The sequence below is a fragment of the Pinirhizobacter soli genome, assembly GCF_015905305.1.
GTDB lineage: Bacteria > Pseudomonadota > Gammaproteobacteria > Xanthomonadales > Rhodanobacteraceae > Pinirhizobacter > Pinirhizobacter soli.
The window spans coordinates 680,411-696,099 of the sequence record NZ_JADZLQ010000003.1 but is presented as its reverse complement, the minus strand read 5'-3'; the positions used below and the strand labels follow the sequence as shown (position 1 = coordinate 696,099).

The 15,689-nt window shown below is 60.9% G+C and carries 13 protein-coding genes; 6 read left to right on the top strand and 7 right to left on the bottom strand.

Going from position 1 to position 15,689, the window contains the following annotated elements; translation table 11 throughout:
- Positions 1 to 137 precede the first annotated feature (137 nt).
- From NDK18_RS16340 to NDK18_RS16330, 3 genes are read left to right on the top strand one after another with little or no spacing between them, the layout of a single operon-like run.
- The gene (locus NDK18_RS16340; RefSeq protein ID WP_250628387.1) at positions 138 to 1,697 is read left to right on the top strand and encodes a recombinase family protein; all 1,560 of its coding nucleotides are present in this window, start codon (positions 138 to 140) and stop codon (positions 1,695 to 1,697) included.
- A complete protein-coding gene (locus NDK18_RS16335; protein WP_250628386.1) occupies positions 1,694 to 2,590 on the top strand; it encodes a plasmid partitioning protein RepB C-terminal domain-containing protein in 897 nt (298 codons plus the stop codon). The genes NDK18_RS16340 and NDK18_RS16335 overlap by 4 nt, the downstream gene beginning before the upstream one ends.
- Positions 2,587 to 3,498, top strand: a complete 912-nt coding sequence (locus tag NDK18_RS16330) for a plasmid partitioning protein RepB C-terminal domain-containing protein (protein WP_250628385.1) — start codon at positions 2,587 to 2,589, stop codon at positions 3,496 to 3,498. The genes NDK18_RS16335 and NDK18_RS16330 overlap by 4 nt, the downstream gene beginning before the upstream one ends.
- Positions 3,499 to 3,630: 132 nt before the next feature.
- On the opposite strand, the gene NDK18_RS16325 is transcribed toward NDK18_RS16330, so the two are convergent.
- The 7 genes from NDK18_RS16325 to NDK18_RS16295 all read right to left on the bottom strand — a co-directional run bounded on the left by NDK18_RS16325 (position 3,631) and on the right by NDK18_RS16295 (position 10,907).
- Positions 3,631 to 4,281, bottom strand: coding sequence for a hypothetical protein (locus tag NDK18_RS16325; protein WP_250628384.1), 651 nt, complete (start codon positions 4,279 to 4,281; stop codon positions 3,631 to 3,633).
- Positions 4,282 to 4,808: 527 nt separating this feature from the next.
- On the bottom strand, positions 4,809 to 5,078 hold the full coding sequence (locus NDK18_RS16320; RefSeq protein WP_250628383.1) for a hypothetical protein: 270 nt from the start codon (positions 5,076 to 5,078) through the stop codon (positions 4,809 to 4,811).
- A 320-nt stretch (positions 5,079 to 5,398) separates the two neighbouring features.
- Complete coding sequence (locus tag NDK18_RS16315; RefSeq protein ID WP_250628382.1) at positions 5,399 to 5,689, bottom strand: hypothetical protein; 291 nt, start codon at positions 5,687 to 5,689, stop codon at positions 5,399 to 5,401.
- Between the two features lie 29 nt (positions 5,690 to 5,718).
- Positions 5,719 to 7,014, bottom strand: coding sequence for a TniQ family protein (locus NDK18_RS16310; RefSeq protein WP_250628381.1), 1,296 nt, complete (start codon positions 7,012 to 7,014; stop codon positions 5,719 to 5,721).
- Complete coding sequence (locus tag NDK18_RS16305) at positions 7,011 to 8,129, bottom strand: ATP-binding protein (protein WP_250628380.1); 1,119 nt, start codon at positions 8,127 to 8,129, stop codon at positions 7,011 to 7,013. The genes NDK18_RS16310 and NDK18_RS16305 overlap by 4 nt, the downstream gene beginning before the upstream one ends.
- Positions 8,107 to 9,090, bottom strand: coding sequence for a Mu transposase C-terminal domain-containing protein (locus NDK18_RS16300; protein ID WP_250628379.1), 984 nt, complete (start codon positions 9,088 to 9,090; stop codon positions 8,107 to 8,109). The genes NDK18_RS16305 and NDK18_RS16300 overlap by 23 nt, the downstream gene beginning before the upstream one ends.
- A gap of 647 nt (positions 9,091 to 9,737) precedes the next feature.
- On the bottom strand, positions 9,738 to 10,907 hold the full coding sequence (locus tag NDK18_RS16295) for a XylR family transcriptional regulator (protein ID WP_250626479.1): 1,170 nt from the start codon (positions 10,905 to 10,907) through the stop codon (positions 9,738 to 9,740).
- A 324-nt stretch (positions 10,908 to 11,231) separates the two neighbouring features.
- Between NDK18_RS16295 and xylB the strand changes: the two genes are divergently transcribed.
- The 3 genes from xylB to NDK18_RS16280 are packed head-to-tail and all read left to right on the top strand — an operon-like array spanning position 11,232 to position 15,630.
- Positions 11,232 to 12,749: a xylulokinase gene (gene xylB / locus NDK18_RS16290; protein ID WP_250628378.1), complete on the top strand. Its 1,518-nt coding sequence runs from the start codon at positions 11,232 to 11,234 to the stop codon at positions 12,747 to 12,749.
- 51 nt (positions 12,750 to 12,800) lie between these two features.
- Positions 12,801 to 14,138 (top strand): xylose isomerase, encoded by a 1,338-nt coding sequence (gene xylA, locus NDK18_RS16285; protein ID WP_250626477.1) that lies wholly within the window; start codon positions 12,801 to 12,803, stop codon positions 14,136 to 14,138.
- Between the two features lie 58 nt (positions 14,139 to 14,196).
- The gene (locus NDK18_RS16280) at positions 14,197 to 15,630 is read left to right on the top strand and encodes a sugar porter family MFS transporter (protein WP_250626476.1); all 1,434 of its coding nucleotides are present in this window, start codon (positions 14,197 to 14,199) and stop codon (positions 15,628 to 15,630) included.
- Positions 15,631 to 15,689: the final 59 nt, after the last annotated feature.

Here is a 15,689-nt window from a genome sequence, read left to right as displayed (position 1 = left end):
CCGGGCGACGTCGTTCACCGCGCCTGCTGGAACTGCCGTTCACAAGACAGTTCGATTTGCGTACTGCGTCACAGCACCGGGTGCGAGTCAGAGTAGCGTCGCCGATCTGGGGGACCATTTAGTACGTCGAGGTGCCTATGGCACCGCATCTTATTTCAGAAAGTTCAGCGCCAACTGGCCGGATTCAAGTGGCCGAATATGTGCGCATGTCCACGGACCACCAAAAATACTCTACCGCGAACCAGGCCGCGGCCATTCGGCAGTACGCAGTCGAGCACGGCATGGACGTGGTCCGTACGTACGAGGATGACGGAAAGAGTGGGCTTGAAATTGGCCGTCGATTCGGATTGCAGCAACTTCTGCGAGACGTCCAGGGCGGAAGGCTCAACTTCAGTGCCATCCTAGTATTTGACATCAGCCGTTGGGGGCGCTTTCAGAACTCCGATGAGTCGGCGCACTACGAGTACCTGTGTACAAAAGCCGGCGTGAGGGTAATTTACTGTGCCGAGCCTTTTGAGAACGACGGCACGCCTCTGGCGACGATCGTCAAAGGCGTAAAGCGGAGCATGGCAGCGGAGTACAGTCGGGAACTCTCGGCAAAGGTCTTTGCCGGGCAATGTCGACTGGTAAGCCTCGGCTTCCATCAAGGCGGGGCGCCAGGATTTGGTCTGCGCAGGGCGCTCATTGACGAAAATCGCTCGTTCAAAAGTATTCTCGTCAGGGGGCAACAGAAAAGCATCCAGACCGATCGGATTGTGTTGGTCGCGGGCCCTTCCGACGAAGTTGCCATCGTACACAGAATCTACGAGGCGTTCCTCAGCCGCCATCTTGGCGAGAACTCGATAGCAGCCGAGTTAAACGACGAGGGCATACTTACGGATTTCGAGCGGCCTTGGTCACGTGGCACTGTCCATCAGGTTCTGACAAATGAAAAGTACATTGGAAACAACGTCTACAATCGGACGTCAGCAAAACTAAAGAAGCCGACCATACATAACCCGCCAGAAGCTTGGGTGCGATGCGACGGTGCATTCGAGGGAATCGTTTCGCCGTCTGCATTTTTGCGTGTTCGAGAGATCATCGCCGATCGTTCGATACGCCTTCAAGATCACCAGATGCTGGAACTGCTTCGACGCCTCGCCGACCGGGTGCAGGCTCTCTCTGGGCTTGTCATCGACGAACAGGAAGACATGCCGTCCAGTGTGTCATACCGACAGCGGTTCGGTGGCTTGGTTCGTGCCTATGCACTAATCGGATACGACAGCGGGCGGGATTTTCGGTTTCTTGAGGTCAATCGGAAGCTTCGGGCGAGTCGGCCTAAGCTGGTCGACGAAGTCGTGCGCGCCTTGAGGGTCAACGGAAGTGTGCGGCAGCATCCGGACACGGACCTGCTCACGGTCAATCAGGAATGGACTGCGTCGGTCGTTCTTGCTCGGTGTTTCCAGCAGCCCCCAGCGTCATTGCGCTGGAACGTGCGCTTCGATGTCGAGCTTCGCCCCGATATCACTGTGGCCGTGCGAATGAACGAGGCAAATGATGCAGTCCGGGACTATTACCTCATACCCCGCCTCGATATGGCTATGTGGCCCCGACACGTCGGACTTGAAAATTCACCGTTCATTGATGGATACAGATTCGATGACCTCGACATTCTGGGGGAACTCGCTGCGCGGGTTCACCTGCGGGAGGCCGCATGAACGCAGTTGCGTCACCCAAGGGCCAGGTTCAAGACATACGGATATCAGATATCCATATCCTTAATCCCCGCTCTCGCAGTAAGAGGGTCCATACCGAATTGGTGGAGAACATACGGCTGACGGGCTTAAAGAGACCCGTCACTGTAAGTCGCACGCCGTCGACATCCGGTCACGCCTACCAACTGGTTTGTGGGCAAGGCAGGATCGAGGCGTTAGCCCTTCTCGGGCAGACAACGGTCCCTGCCGTTGTGATCGATGCGACGGAAGAAGATTGCCTGGTGATGAGCCTCGTGGAGAACGTGGCGAGACGATCTCATCCCGGCATTGACTTCATGAGAGAGATTGGGCGACTCCGGGAACGAGGTCATACGGACCAAGAAGTAGCCAATATCATTGGAGTGAGTTCCGCATGGGTCAGCTTGGTCGGAAATCTCATCGAGCGGGGTGAGGAGAAACTTCTCGCTGCCGTCGAGGGCGATATGATTCCGCTCAGCATGGCGACGGAGATCGCCAAGAGCAGCAGCAACGAGATTCAAGGAATGCTCGCCGATGCCTACGAACAAGGTTTTCGGGGCAAGAAGCTAACCCGGCTACGGCGACTACTAGAAGCCCGAGCTAAGAAGCGGCCTAAAATCGGCTCATCCGATAAAACTGGCCCCCGAGAGCGCAAGCAACTGACGGCTGCCGACATCCGAAGGATATTCGAGCGAGAGGCTGAGCGGCAGCGACTTGTTATCAAGAAGGCGGCATTCGTCCATGACCGATTGGTTTTTTCAATCCAGGCAATAAAAGAACTGCTGGATAACAGCGAATTCCTTGACTTACTACGGCACGAGAAGCTCGATTCGCTTCCTAAGCTCATCGAAGAGCGAATCAAGGGTGCGCAAGTATGAGCACAGAAAATTCCGCTATCGATGGGCCGCGTATCAAAACCAACTTCTCGGGGGCGCATGTACGAATTCCACTTTCGAACATTCTTCCGCTGAAAGTAATGCGGCCCAGTATTAAGAGCACCATTAAGTATCAGCAGATCCTAGCGTCAATTGAAGAAGTCGGGCTCGTCGAGGCGCCAGTTGTGACAAAGGCACCAAAGCAACCGGGCCAGTACTTTCTTGTAGACGGCCATCTCCGACTTGTTGCTCTACGCGATCTTGGTTGGAATGAGGCCGATTGCCTCGTTAGCGACGATGACGATACCTACACTTACAATAAGCGCGTAAGTCGCCTGTCGGCCATTCAGGATCATAAAATGATCGTCCGTGCTATGGAGCGCGGCGTATCCGCTGAGCGCCTCGCAAAGTCGCTTGCGATTTCCGCCGAGACCATTCTTCATCGATTCCGGCTACTGAATGGGATCTGTGAGGATGCCGTCGGACTGCTCGCCGATGCTCCCTGTCCTGGCAAGGTGTTTGACGTCCTTCGCCAGATGAAGCCCCTTCGCCAGATCGAAGCGGCCGAACTGATGGTAGGCAACAGAAATTTCTCCGTGCAGTTCGCGAACGCAATGCTGGCCGCGACACCACCCGCGATGCTGGCGTTCGAAAGCAAGGCGACTGCGGGGAACGCCGTTACGGCCGGTTCGATCGCCCGTATGGAACGGGAGCTGGCCGCGTTGCAAATGCAAACGAGCACAGTCGAAGATTCGTACGGTCCGGACGTGCTTCACCTAACAATTGTAAAGGGACACTTCAGCAAGTGGCTCGCAAATGCACTAGTGGTTGGTTGGCTCGCACGTCATCGCCCCGAGTACCTGAAGGAATTTCAGAAGATCGGCGAAATAGAAGACATTTCGGTTGACTAGGTCACATGGTTGTGGATTCATCGGTCCGTCCTTCCGCTTGCCGATGCCGCCGGAAGGCGACTGCTAAGTCTGCAGGGTTTCGACTATACCAAACTGTCTAAGCGGTGATGACGGGATGAGCTTTACCTCAGATCACGTATTGAGCCAGGCTCGTCGGGCAGTGAACCACCGCAGCTGCCAGAAAATGCTCCCTCCGGTTCCTGCCCCGATCAGTACACAAGCCACCTTACTTGCAGTGTCCCCAAGTCCGTAGAGGACTGCCGCCGAACTAAACAGCCCAAGCCAAAGAATCGCCCAGCGCATAAGGTTTGGTTTCATTTGCGGTACGTCGCAGAGCGCAACCGCCACCTTCTCTTCGCCTCGTCGCAAATCCTCGAGGATTTGTTCTAAGTCGGGCCGACCAGCGCTTGGGTTGGAAGCGTCCACGATCATCTCTGGGGAAGGGAAGTTCCGCGGCCAAGGGGTCAACGGCGCAACGCCATAGGATGCCAAAACAGCCCTACCTAGCCAGTACAAGGGAATAGGCTCGACCCACCGATCGTCGAGCACGCCCCAGACCTCCTCCCGGCCGTGAACATGGACGTTGTACGCGGAAATTCGCTCGGCACCTGGGTAGTCGATCAAGGTAACTGACGCAGGCATGCTGGCCGCCCCTATCTGGCGCAGGAAGGCAATGCGGTTCTTCCCCTCGTGAGCAATCACTAGTCCCAGCGCAGGCCAAGCGAACTGGGAAGCACACTCTTTCGCACCGCGCTGACTTCGTACGTCATCGAGAAAAAACATGGTTAGAGCCTCAGCATTCTCCGAATCCACATGCTCTGGTCGCCACCTCCAACTCTCACCCATCACGCAGCGCACTGGAACGCGCAGAGGTATGTCGGAATTAGAGGGAAGGTCCAGGAAAGGGAGGCAAGCACGGGCAAATGCAAAGCTATCGATCGTGCTGTAGTTCGCACCTGGAATAGCTCGATCGAGCAGAAGACCGACCTCCGTTCGACGAGCTGCCTCAGCGGCGTATTTGGCCGTTACTAGTTCGGCGACAGCACGCATGAGCTCGTCGCTAACAGTCGGGAAATCGGGTAATGAGGAGGTCGGCGGACTAACGTCGACGTGCAAAATCTGCTCTGTAGTCATAAGGCCTGGGAGAGAACGAGGTCACGGTCAATGCTACACATTCCAAAGACTGACACCACAAGAGACCACAGGCTGTCGCCATCAGGCGATTCCTGCAGGTGCCTAGTTGAAGACCAAAGTGCGGATTGGTCTGTCTTCCCGGGCTGTCCCGTAAGAGCTGATGCGCGTTCGACGCCCTACTGGTGGCGCAGCGGCTTCAAAACCACGTCCAGCTCGGCAAGCAGATACGCCAGAAGATCTTCATAGGCCTCACTTGGCAGGGTATCCGCATCGCGAAGTGCCGCTTCCAGGTTCGTTGCGGCGTTGCCGACAGCAGAGTTACCGTCTGCCCATGCAAGGTCGCCGACCTGGCTGGCTCGAAATTGGGCCTCGGAAAGGTCACCCTCGCCGACCGCTCGGACCAGGTTGACGCTCTCAATCAGCAGGAGTTCGAGACGGATGGCCATAGTAGCCATTCTACCGAAGCTCCGATTCCGGACAACGGGAAGGCGAAGACACCCATACGTCGGCGCCCAATTTCGAGAGGTATTTGGGCTGCCAGGCTTTAGGTGGTGTACTCGGCGGCTCGCTGGCCCCGCGGTTACTGTGGCTTGATATTTAACGTAGCGCGCCGCAGGAAAATACATCAGAAAGCAAGCCGAAGCCGCAAGACAGATCAGTACGCACACCCGAGCTTGGAGCACCTGTCCAATGCCTAGGAAAGCGAACAATACGGCGCGCGATGACTTCAGCATAAAGATTGTCGTGTTCGCAAAGAGCGGCAGCTTTATCCACCGCTGGTATCCGGTTCTTCGTTGACTCCACGCACGGAGATCGACTCACATTCGCGAGCGATCACGAAGGCAGTGAACTGAACGCCAAGCCCGTGATCTGGCCGCGAGCGAATCGCGCGGAGTAGCGTTGAATTGGCGAAGCCAATTGGAACTGCCGTCGCGCTGATCTCGGCATCGATGCCGCCCGCCAGGTAGCGTCCCCATGACTTTCCGCAGGTACATCGTCGAATATCAAGCGCAAGTTTGAAAACATCTTCGCACGACGGACAAAGGATCAGTTTCATGGCCTTGGACCTCTAGAACATCACGTAATTCAGTCGACGCGTTGCTTCAAGCGACTCCGCTGTACGCCCACCGAGGGCCGTCGGCCGCTTCGCTGCGGCCGTAGCAGACCGTCCAACGCATCAGCCAGAATGTGTTTCGGAAGTCCCGTTTCACCCATCAACCCACGCACAGCCTCGCGCTCGTTGCTTGGGCTTCCGTAACGCGCGATATACTGTTCGCATGCCTTCAGTGCGGACCTTGCCCGGTCCGCTGCTAGTTCGTTGAGACGCTGCGCCCTCTTGGCCGCGTATTCTGAAGATTCCAGCGGGAGTGCATACCGTATATAGCCAGGCGTGACATTGAAGGTCCGACCAATTTCTTTGAGAGAAGCCGGTGCAACGTTGCCGGACAGAGCCCTTTGAAGAACCTTCCTGATTTCCGCTTTTGTTCGCTCTGGCGCGCGGGGCTTCTTTATGAACCGCGGTGGTGGCCGCGGCGCTGCAGACAAATCGAACATGTCTTCAGCGCAAAGAGCTTCCGCGCCCAGCGTCAGGATATCGAGCGGGCTTATAGCGCAGGCCGCACCAAACCGAAATACAATCGACAGACTTGGTCGATTAACGCGATCGACCAGTCGCTCGTAATTCGGTTTGCTCACTCCCAATAGGGCCTCAAAGCCTTTGCCCGTCAGTGTTTCGTATTTTGGCCGTAGGGCAGCGAGAAATGCGGAAACAGCCTCGGCTCGTACTGCGTCTGGCTCATCGCCAGACGTATATCGCACCAGTTTAACGCTCTCGGCCACGTTCCAATCCGCGATTGCATCCTCCTTAAGGCCCGATAGACGCGGGCGGACGATATCGGGCTCCAACCACGGTTTGGGGTTGGCCACCAACTCGCACTTGTGGATTGTGCAACGGACCGCCGTTATAAGGCTCCATATCAGCGGGGTCCAGTAAATGCCTCCTGACTGTTCGAGCATATACGGTATACAAAGAGGACAATACATGGATGTCTTGTTGATCATGCCCATGCAATTTGCGGCGAGAGCAGGACCGACCTTCAGCATGGTCATCTTTTTGGCGTCCCCCGACTTCATGCCGTAATCGATTCGCATAGCGAATCGCTTAGCAGCAGGCGAATAGCCCGCCAAACGGACCGGATAACGTTCGGGTATCGCAAAGTCGGGATCGTACCGTCCGGGTGTAGACCCGGACTCGGAAATGAATCGAAGCATTTGCCCCGCCGAGATCCCAAAAAGGCGGGACATGCGCATCACGTACGAGCATAGCGACTCGATGCCGTACTCTTCGTGATATAGCGGCGGCACGTACATCAAAGGAGTCATGAGCTCCTTCCTACACGATCACGCGGCCCATTTTTCCGCTTGCCTATCCTCCCAGTACGTTTCACTTTGGTCTTCAAAACTTCTTCTGGCGCACCACCGCCGCGACGCGCTAGCAAGCGAATGTCACTCGACCAGTCACCTTCAGCGAGCGCTTCACATGCCTCTTCCATCTCCTTAACGTATGCCTCATAAACGTTCTTGGAGGGCGCTCCAAAGCGGAGATGCGACGCGTCGAACGCTGGTTGCCCTAGGCGCCTTCGCCCTGAATTAGAATCATCGAGAATCTTTACCAGGATGCCGATATTTCCCAATGACATCTTGTAGAGCACATCGTTCCAGTCGCTCAGGTCATTCTTTCCCATCGGATAGCGGGCGTTTAGTGCCTTAAGGATAAAGTCCCATTGCTTCATATCAGCAAGCGAGCCCTTGTCGTAAACGCGCATGCGAACAGGAGTGACGCGTCGAGCCAACTGTCGGTTGGCCGTCAGCAGCTCGAGGAGGCTATAGTGCCCGATAAGAATGAGCACGACCGAACCGGGCATTGGCTTATCAGGCGAGCATCCAGCTAGCATCTTGATGCTCTCCAGTCTTGCATTCGCAGCTGCACGCTGCTTCGGATTCACGTGCTGGATTTCATCGATTATGACGTATCGTGTTCGCCTAGCTTGCACAAGGTAGCGGAAGCTATCGCGCATGCCGCCTTCGGTTGTTCGAGTTCGAATGGAGAAACTCGATGCCGCCGTGCCAGCTAACTCTGCAGGTGACATACAAATCGGATTGCCGAGTTGACGGTTGATCTCGATCACCATACTTTTTGTCATGGCCACACCCCGACTATCCACATCGATGGCAACATGAACTAGCGGAACAACCCCAGCTGGCCATGACGAGGGAGGTCCGACCAACAGATCCTTGAGATCTTCGGCCAGTCGAGACTTGCCGACACCGGTAGCCCCAGTAATGAGTATGATGTCGCCGCGTCTTGCTCTCGACGCTGCATCATGGGCTTCGTGCAATGCATTTGCATAGTTGCGATGGTTAATTTGCGGACACGCTTCGCAAGGGATTGCAAGCGGAATGTTCGGAGAAGCCTTATGCTTGTGAAGTTCTGGCATGGTTAGCCCTCCTAATCTGCGCAAAAATGTCTTCCTCTGCACTACTGGCGAGCGCCGCCTCTTGTCGCTCACAATCACTCCGTTCCTGCGCGCGAATGTGGTCTGCCTGACCTCGCGCAAGATCGAAATCAACAGCATTTTTCTTGGCCTTTTGCGCGCCGCCGGTATCAAATTGATAATACAGTTCCGCGTTTTTGGCTAACTGGTCAAGGTGCTGAACTCGCGTATGCGCGGCACTGTGAAGTGCGTACCACGAGCCGTGAATGCATGCGTAGATCGTTGTGGGGTCATATGGCTCGTAGCGAATCGGGACCTTTTGTCCGTCCAAGCGCGAGTCGTGAAGGGCGGTGCCGGTATAGTCGCGACGTTCAAAGCGAATGCCCTTGTTGTAGTGGATGACGCGTGGCTCTTCCACGGGAATCGCCGTCGCCGCCAATACTTCACCGGTGAGCTCAATCCTGCGAGCGAGGGTGGCAAACGTCTTGTTACCTGCTTCAAGCAGCTCGCCAGGCGAAGGCAGCTCGGTGCCGGTTGGTCGATCATTCAGGAGGTTAATCCCGTCTTCGGCAAGGCATAAGAACCTAAGTATCTCAAGCTTGGCGTGAGCATCGGAACGGGTCTGTTTGTTGCCGGACCGGCCCAGCCTGTCATTTTTCGTGTTTCCGGGAAGTTGATGAAAGATGCGCTGTTGTGATCGGTGATTAAACGCTTCTACGACACCGCCCCACCGTGACGCACTAGCGCCCCGCAGTTCGTAGTCGACCACGTGGATGGCCGTGACGCCCGTGTAGTACAAACCTATGTTCTCACCACCCTGGTCAACGGCCGTACTCCAAGGCAACCGGCCATGGCGTCGAATGCAGTCTCGTAGCAAGCATGCCAATGCATCACCGCCGCGGCGTCCGAAGCAAATCCAGTATGCAAGAATAAACTGCGTGGCTTCGTCGACCATTGCGTACATGGTAGGCCGGGCTAAAAAGCGATGTAGGCCAAGACTCATCCACAGTTTGTCATCGATAAGTGTGCTGTCGACATGGGTACGTTCCCACGGAAGGCTTGTTCGAACGGAGCGAAGTGAAGAGGTCGGCGCTTAACAAACGCACAGGTGGCTGGCGGCGGTGTCCAGTTTGTTTGGCGCTCGGTGCAATCTCGGCCTTCGCGCGCGTCAGGGGGTCTAGTGCCATGGCTACTTCTCACCACCACGTCCGGTGTAAAGTCACCTCGCGTGCGCCTGGTTGTGGCCGATTCCGGCCGGTGGCCTCACGCTGATCAGGATGCCGGTGCGCTGATCATGATCGATCGGCCCTACTGATCAACTTCATCGATGTGCGTAAGATCGGGCGCTCTGCTAAACCAATTAAGGGCCTAGTTCTTTGATTTTGCTACAAATGTCCGCTTCAACGGACAAATTATGGCGGACCCCTGCGGTCAATCATTGCTGGATCGCCCACCAGTGTTCTGGAAGCCATGGTCTGGCCGGAATGGCCAACTTATGATTCCCAGAAAGCTATAGTCGGACCGGGGCTTCGCTAGACAGCCACTTATGGCTCGAGCGCTCTCAGTTCGGATATTCCCACAGAGTGAGCGGTGGGAGGCCATAAACAGGCCCTAGACCCCAGCCTTCTCGACGAACTGCCGCGGCGTGCAGTTGAACTCGCGCCGGAACACTGCGTACATGTATTGCAGCGAGGTGAAGCCGCTACGCACCGCCACGTCGGCCAGCGGGATGGACGGATCGGCGAGCAGGCCGCGCGCGATCTCCAGCTTGTGCTCGAGGATGGTCTGGTGCACGGTCTTCTTCAGTTCGCGCTTGAAATGTTCTTCCAGCAGCGTGCGCGAGATGCCCACGTAGTCGGCCACCTGCTCGGTCTTGATGCCCAGGCAGGCGTACTGGCGGATGTAGTGCCTGGCACGCATCACGTGCGGGCTCCTGCTCGGCTGGTGCAGACTGCTGGACTGCACGTTGATGCCCACCGGAGGCACCACGATGCGCGTGCCGGCCGCCACGCCACCATGCATCATCTGGTGCAGCAGCTGTGCCGCCGCGCGGCCCATCTCCTCCGCGCCCTGGATCACCGAGGTGAGCGTGATGCGGCTGAACAATTGCGCCATCGGATCGTTGTCGATGCCGACCACGGCGATCTGGTCTGGGACCGGCACGTCCGCCACTACGCAGGCCTGCAGCAGCTGGCGCGCGCGCGCATCGGTGACGGCGATGATGCCGATCGGCTTGGGTAACGAGAGCACCCATGCCACCATGTCCTCCTGCGCGCGGCCCCAGCCGCCCGCGCTGGTGGGCGAGCCGCGGTAAACCAGCCCTTCCAGCTTGTCGGCGTCGATCATCCGGCGAAACGCGTTCTCGCGCTCCTGAGCCCAGCGGTTGCCGGGCATGGGGGGCAGGCCGTAGAAGGCGAAGCGCTCCAGGCCCTGCTCGATGAGGTGGTCGTACGCCAGGCGCACCAGCCGGATGTTGTCGGTCGCCACATAGGGCGTGCGCACGGGGTACTGGCCGGCATCGGCGTAGGAGCCGCCGACCGCTACCACGGGAATCGGCATGTCCGCCAGCGTTTCGGCCACGGCAGGATCATCGAAGTCGGCGATGATGCCGTCGCCGCGCCAGTGATGGATGCCCAGCGTGCGGCAGAGGAAGTCTTCCTCCATGAAGAGGTCCCACTCCACGCGAGTGGACTTCAGGTACTGGCCGATGCCCGCGATGACCTGCCGGTCGTAGACCTTGTTCGCGTTGAAAAGCAGGGCGATGCGGTGGGATGACGACATGGCGTATCGGAAGCCGGCTTGCTGCGGCAGCGCAGAGACTTGCGACACTACTCGTTCCGCCGCTGCCCGACATGACGCAATGCGACAGAGAAAAAGATCCACGGCGCTGGTGGATTTCACAATTGCGGCGCTGGCATGCCGGCTGCAGCATCCCGGCGGTAACGGGAGGCCTGCCATGCGTCACTTCCATCGGACAAGGCGCGCGACGACCGGCGCCAACGACACCGTCGTACGACCGGCGCAGGGCGCTGCCGGCCACGTCCGCGCCACGTGTGCAGCGATCCGGCCCGTGCCGGCCGCGCCGTGCGGGAGCGGTGACGACGCATGAGCCGCCTGGTGGTGGGACTCGATGTGGGAACCCAGGGCGTCAAGCTGATCGCCTACGACGGCGCAGCGCGGCGCACGCTCGCCACGCACGGCCATCCCCTCGAGCTCCAGGCCGGCGACGACGGCCGGCGCGAGCAGCGGGCCGAGGCATGGATCGACGCGATCGTGGCCTGCTTCGCCCAGCTGGACGCGGCCACGCGCGCGCGCGTCGTCGCCATCGGCGTGTCCGGCCAGCAGCACGGCTTCGTGCCGCTCGACGCCGCAGGCCGCGTGCTTGCGCCGGTCAAGCTGTGGTGCGACACCAGCAGCCAGCGCGAATGCGACGAGATCATGGCCGCCGCCGGCGGCGCGCGGCGTTGTGTGGAAATCGCGGGCAACCCGATCCTCGCCGGCTACACGGCATCGAAACTGCCATGGACGCGCAGGCATCGCCCCGAGGTCTACCGGCAGCTCGCCACCATTCTGCTGCCGCACGACTACGTGAACTTCTGGCTCACCGGCGAATACTGGATGGAATGCGGCGACGCCTCGGGCACCGGCTGGCTGGACGTGCGCACGCGCCGCTGGTCGATGGAGATGCTGGCGGCGACGGATCCGGAGCGCGACCTTTCCGCCTGCCTGCCGCCGCTGGTCGTCCCGGAGGCCAGCTTTCCCATCGCGCCCGCGATCGCCGGCCGGCTCGACCTGCCGAGATCGGTGCGCGTGTCGGCCGGGGGCGGCGACAACATGATGGCGGCGATCGGCACCGGCAACATCGCACCCAGGATGCTCGGCATGAGCCTGGGCACCTCGGGCACGCTGTTCACGCATGCCGATCGCCCGGTGGTGGACGATGCGGCGCGGTGGGCGGCCTTCTGCACGTCCGACGGCGGCTGGCTGCCGCTCGTCTGCACCATGAACTGCACCGTCGCCACCGAGAGCGTGGCGCGGACCTTCGGCTTCGACGCCCGCGACGGCGACGCATCGATGGCCGGCACCGCGCCGGGCGCCGGAGGCCTGGTGATGCTCCCGTTCCTCAACGGCGAGCGCACGCCAGACCTGCCGCACGCGCGCGGCAGCCTGCACGGCATGGACCTTGACAACCTGACGCGCGCCAACCTCTATCGCGCAGCGATGGAGGGCGCGACGTACGCGCTGCGCCACGGCTACGAAGCGCTAGGCACGGCCGGGCTGCGCTTCGATGCGATCCGCCTCACCGGCGGCGGCAGCCGTAGCGCGAACTGGCGGCAGATGGTGGCGGACGTGTTCGCGCTGCCGGTAGACGTACCGCTGCAGGCCGAAGGCGCCGCGTTCGGCGCCGCGCTGCAGGCGCTGCGGGCGCACGATCTCGCCGGCGGCGACCGGACGGAACTCGCCAGCGTCGTCCGCGAGCACGTCCAGGTCGACCCGCGGCTGTCGGTGCGCCCCGACCCTGAAAACATCGCGCGCTACCGAGAGCCCTACCACCGCTTCCTGCGCTACCTCGACGCGGCCCGGTCGCTCTACGCGAACCCGCAGGCGGTCGCGGCGACCTGACCCTCTCCGAGGCTGCATCCACCCACTTCCCGAACAGGACGCGACATCCCCATGGGCACCCCTTTCATAGGCAAGCGTGAATACTTCCCTGGCATCGGCCGCATTCCCTTCGAAGGGCCCGCGTCGGACAACCCGCTCGCCTTCAAGCACTACGATGCGAAACGGAAGATCGGCGACAGGACGATGGCCGAGCATCTCCGCTTCGCCGTGTGCTACTGGCACAGCTTCGGCAACGCGGGCCACGATCCGTTCGGGCCGGGCACGCGCGTGTACCCGTGGGACGCCGACGCCGCGCCGCTGGTGCGCGCCGAGGCCAGGATGGATGCCGCGTTCGAGTTCTTCACCAAGCTCGGCGTGCCGTACTACTGCTTCCACGACATCGACATGGCGCCGGACGACGACGACGTGGGCGAGTACGAGGCCAACCTCCGGCACATGGTCGCGCTGGCCAGGGAACGCCAGCAGGCCACCGGCGTCCGGCTGCTGTGGGGCACGGCCAACCTGTTCAGCCACCCGCGCTACATGAACGGCGCGGCGACCAACCCGGATTTCGCGGTGGTGGCGCGCGCGGCGGTGCAGGTCAAGGCGGCGCTGGACGCCACGGTCGAACTGGGCGGCAGCAACTACGTGTTCTGGGGCGGCCGCGAAGGCTACGCCTCGCTGCACAACACGCACATGAAGCGCGAGCTGGACCACTTCGCGCGCTTCCTCGCCATGGCGCGCGATTACGGCCGCAGCATCGGCTTCGAGGGCGTGTTCCTGATCGAGCCCAAGCCGATGGAGCCGATGAAGCACCAGTACGATTTCGACGCGGCCACGGTCGCCGGATTCCTTCACCGGCATGGGCTGGCGCAGGACTTCAAGCTCAACATCGAGGCCAACCACGCCACGCTGTCGGGCCATACCTTCGAGCACGACCTGCAGGTGGCCTCCGACCACGGCCTGCTCGGCAGCATCGATGCCAACCGCGGCAACGCGCAGAACGGCTGGGACACCGACCAGTTCCCCACCGACCTGTACGATGCGGTCGGTGCCATGCTGGTGGTGCTGCGGCAGGGCGGCATGGCGCCGGGCGGGCTGAACTTCGACGCCAAGGTGCGTCGCGAATCGACTGACGGCGAGGACCTCTTCCTCGCCCATATCGGCGGCATGGATGCCTTCGCGCGTGGGCTGGAAGTGGCGCATGCACTGCTCACGCGATCGCCGCTGGAAAAGTGGCGGGCCGAGCGCTACGCCAGCTTCGACGAAGGCGCCGGCCGCGATTTCGAACAGGGCAGGTTCAGCCTGGCGCAGTTGCGTGACTTCGCCGCCGGGCATGGCGAGCCGGCCAAGCGCAGCGGCCGGCAGGAGTGCTACGAAAACCTGCTCAACCAGTACCTGCTGCGCTGATGGACGGCCACAGCCTGCCGACCGGGCAGGAACCGGAACGACCATGGGATACCGACCAATGAAGAGCGTCCTGCTCGACGACGCGGTTGTCGCGAAGCAAGCGGAAAACACCCGGCTCATCGTCCAGATCAGTTGCATCGCCACCCTCGGCGGCTTCCTGTTCGGCTTCGACAGCGGCGTCATCAACGGCACCGTCGACGGGCTGAAACAGACCTTCCACTCCAGCGCGGCGCAGATCGGCTTCGAGGTCGCCTCGATGCTGCTCGGCTGCGCCCTTGGCGCGTTCTTCGCCGGGCGCGTCGCCGACTACGGGGGGCGACGCGCGGTGCTGATCGTCTCGGCGCTGCTGTTCTTGCTGTCGGCGCTCGGCGCAGGCTCGGCATGGAGCGCGACGTTCTTCGTGATCGCACGCATCACCGGCGGCTTCGCCGTCGGCGCGGCCAGCGTGATCGCGCCGGCCTATATCGCCGAGGTCGCGCCGGCACGCTACCGCGGCCGCCTCGCCACGGTGCAGCAGATCGCCATCATCAGCGGCCTGTTCAGCGCCTTCCTCAGCAACTACCTGCTGGCCAGGGCCGCCGGTGCTTCCACCGGCGTGCTGTGGCTGCACCAGGATGCGTGGCGCTGGATGTTCTGGATGCAGGTGCTGCCCTCGTCGCTGTTCCTGGTCTCGTTGCTGTTCATTCCCGAGAGCCCGCGCTTCCTGGTGGTGCGAAAGCGCGAGCGCGAGGCCGCGGCCGTGCTGACGCGGCTGTACGGCGAACCGGAAGCCCGCGCGAAACTCGCCGAGATCGGCGCGTCGCTGGCGCAGGACCGCCATCGCCCCCGTTTCTCGGACCTGCGGGACAAGGCGAGCGGCCGCATCCGCCCCATCGTGTGGACGGGCATTGGCCTGGCCACCTTCCAGCAGCTGGTGGGCATCAACGTGGTGTTCTACTACGGCGCAGTGCTGTGGCAGGCGGTCGGCTTTTCCGAGAGCGACGCGCTGCTGATCAACGTGCTGAGCGGCGCGTTGAGCATCAGCGCCTGCCTGGTTGCGGTTGCCCAGATCGACAGGCTCGGGCGCAAGCCGCTGCTGTGGATCGGCTCGGCCGGCATGACGGTCGCCCTGCTCCTGGTCGCCTGGGCCTTCGCGCGCGCCGGCATCGATGCCGGCGGCAAGCTCAGCCTGCCGCCGGCGATGGGCACGCTGGCGCTGGTCGCCGCCAACATCTACGTGGTCTTCTTCAACATGTCGTGGGGACCGGTGATGTGGGTGATGCTGGGCGAGATGTTCCCCAACCAGATCCGCGGCTCCAGCCTGGCCGTAGCGGGCGCGGCGCAGTGGATCTCGAACTTCGCCATCACCGTGAGCTTCCCGATCCTGCTGACTGGCATTGGGCTCGCCGGCACCTATGGCCTGTACGCCGCCGCGGCCGCCCTGTCGGTGGTGTTCGTGCTGCGCTGCGTCCGCGAGACGCGCGGCAAGGAGCTGGAGGAGATGGAAGGGTGAGGCGCCGCGCCGTATCCCCCGGGCGGACGACGTTTCCGCAACGCCAGCACGAGGACCCG

Bases quoted from the DNA above. Each gene is read 5' to 3' on its own strand.
- NDK18_RS16340 (WP_250628387.1), top strand. From the start codon at position 138: ATGGCACCGCATCTTATTTCAGAAAGTTCAGCGCCAACTGGCCGGATT.
- NDK18_RS16335 (WP_250628386.1), top strand. From the start codon at position 1,694: ATGAACGCAGTTGCGTCACCCAAGGGCCAGGTTCAAGACATACGGATA.
- NDK18_RS16330 (WP_250628385.1), top strand. From the start codon at position 2,587: ATGAGCACAGAAAATTCCGCTATCGATGGGCCGCGTATCAAAACCAAC.
- NDK18_RS16325 (WP_250628384.1), bottom strand. From the start codon at position 4,281: ATGTTTTTTCTCGATGACGTACGAAGTCAGCGCGGTGCGAAAGAGTGT.
- NDK18_RS16320 (WP_250628383.1), bottom strand. From the start codon at position 5,078: ATGGCCATCCGTCTCGAACTCCTGCTGATTGAGAGCGTCAACCTGGTC.
- NDK18_RS16315 (WP_250628382.1), bottom strand. From the start codon at position 5,689: ATGAAACTGATCCTTTGTCCGTCGTGCGAAGATGTTTTCAAACTTGCG.
- NDK18_RS16310 (WP_250628381.1), bottom strand. From the start codon at position 7,014: ATGACTCCTTTGATGTACGTGCCGCCGCTATATCACGAAGAGTACGGC.
- NDK18_RS16305 (WP_250628380.1), bottom strand. From the start codon at position 8,129: ATGCCAGAACTTCACAAGCATAAGGCTTCTCCGAACATTCCGCTTGCA.
- NDK18_RS16300 (WP_250628379.1), bottom strand. From the start codon at position 9,090: ATGTACGCAATGGTCGACGAAGCCACGCAGTTTATTCTTGCATACTGG.
- NDK18_RS16295 (WP_250626479.1), bottom strand. From the start codon at position 10,907: ATGTCGTCATCCCACCGCATCGCCCTGCTTTTCAACGCGAACAAGGTC.
- xylB (WP_250628378.1), top strand. From the start codon at position 11,232: ATGAGCCGCCTGGTGGTGGGACTCGATGTGGGAACCCAGGGCGTCAAG.
- xylA (WP_250626477.1), top strand. From the start codon at position 12,801: ATGGGCACCCCTTTCATAGGCAAGCGTGAATACTTCCCTGGCATCGGC.
- NDK18_RS16280 (WP_250626476.1), top strand. From the start codon at position 14,197: ATGAAGAGCGTCCTGCTCGACGACGCGGTTGTCGCGAAGCAAGCGGAA.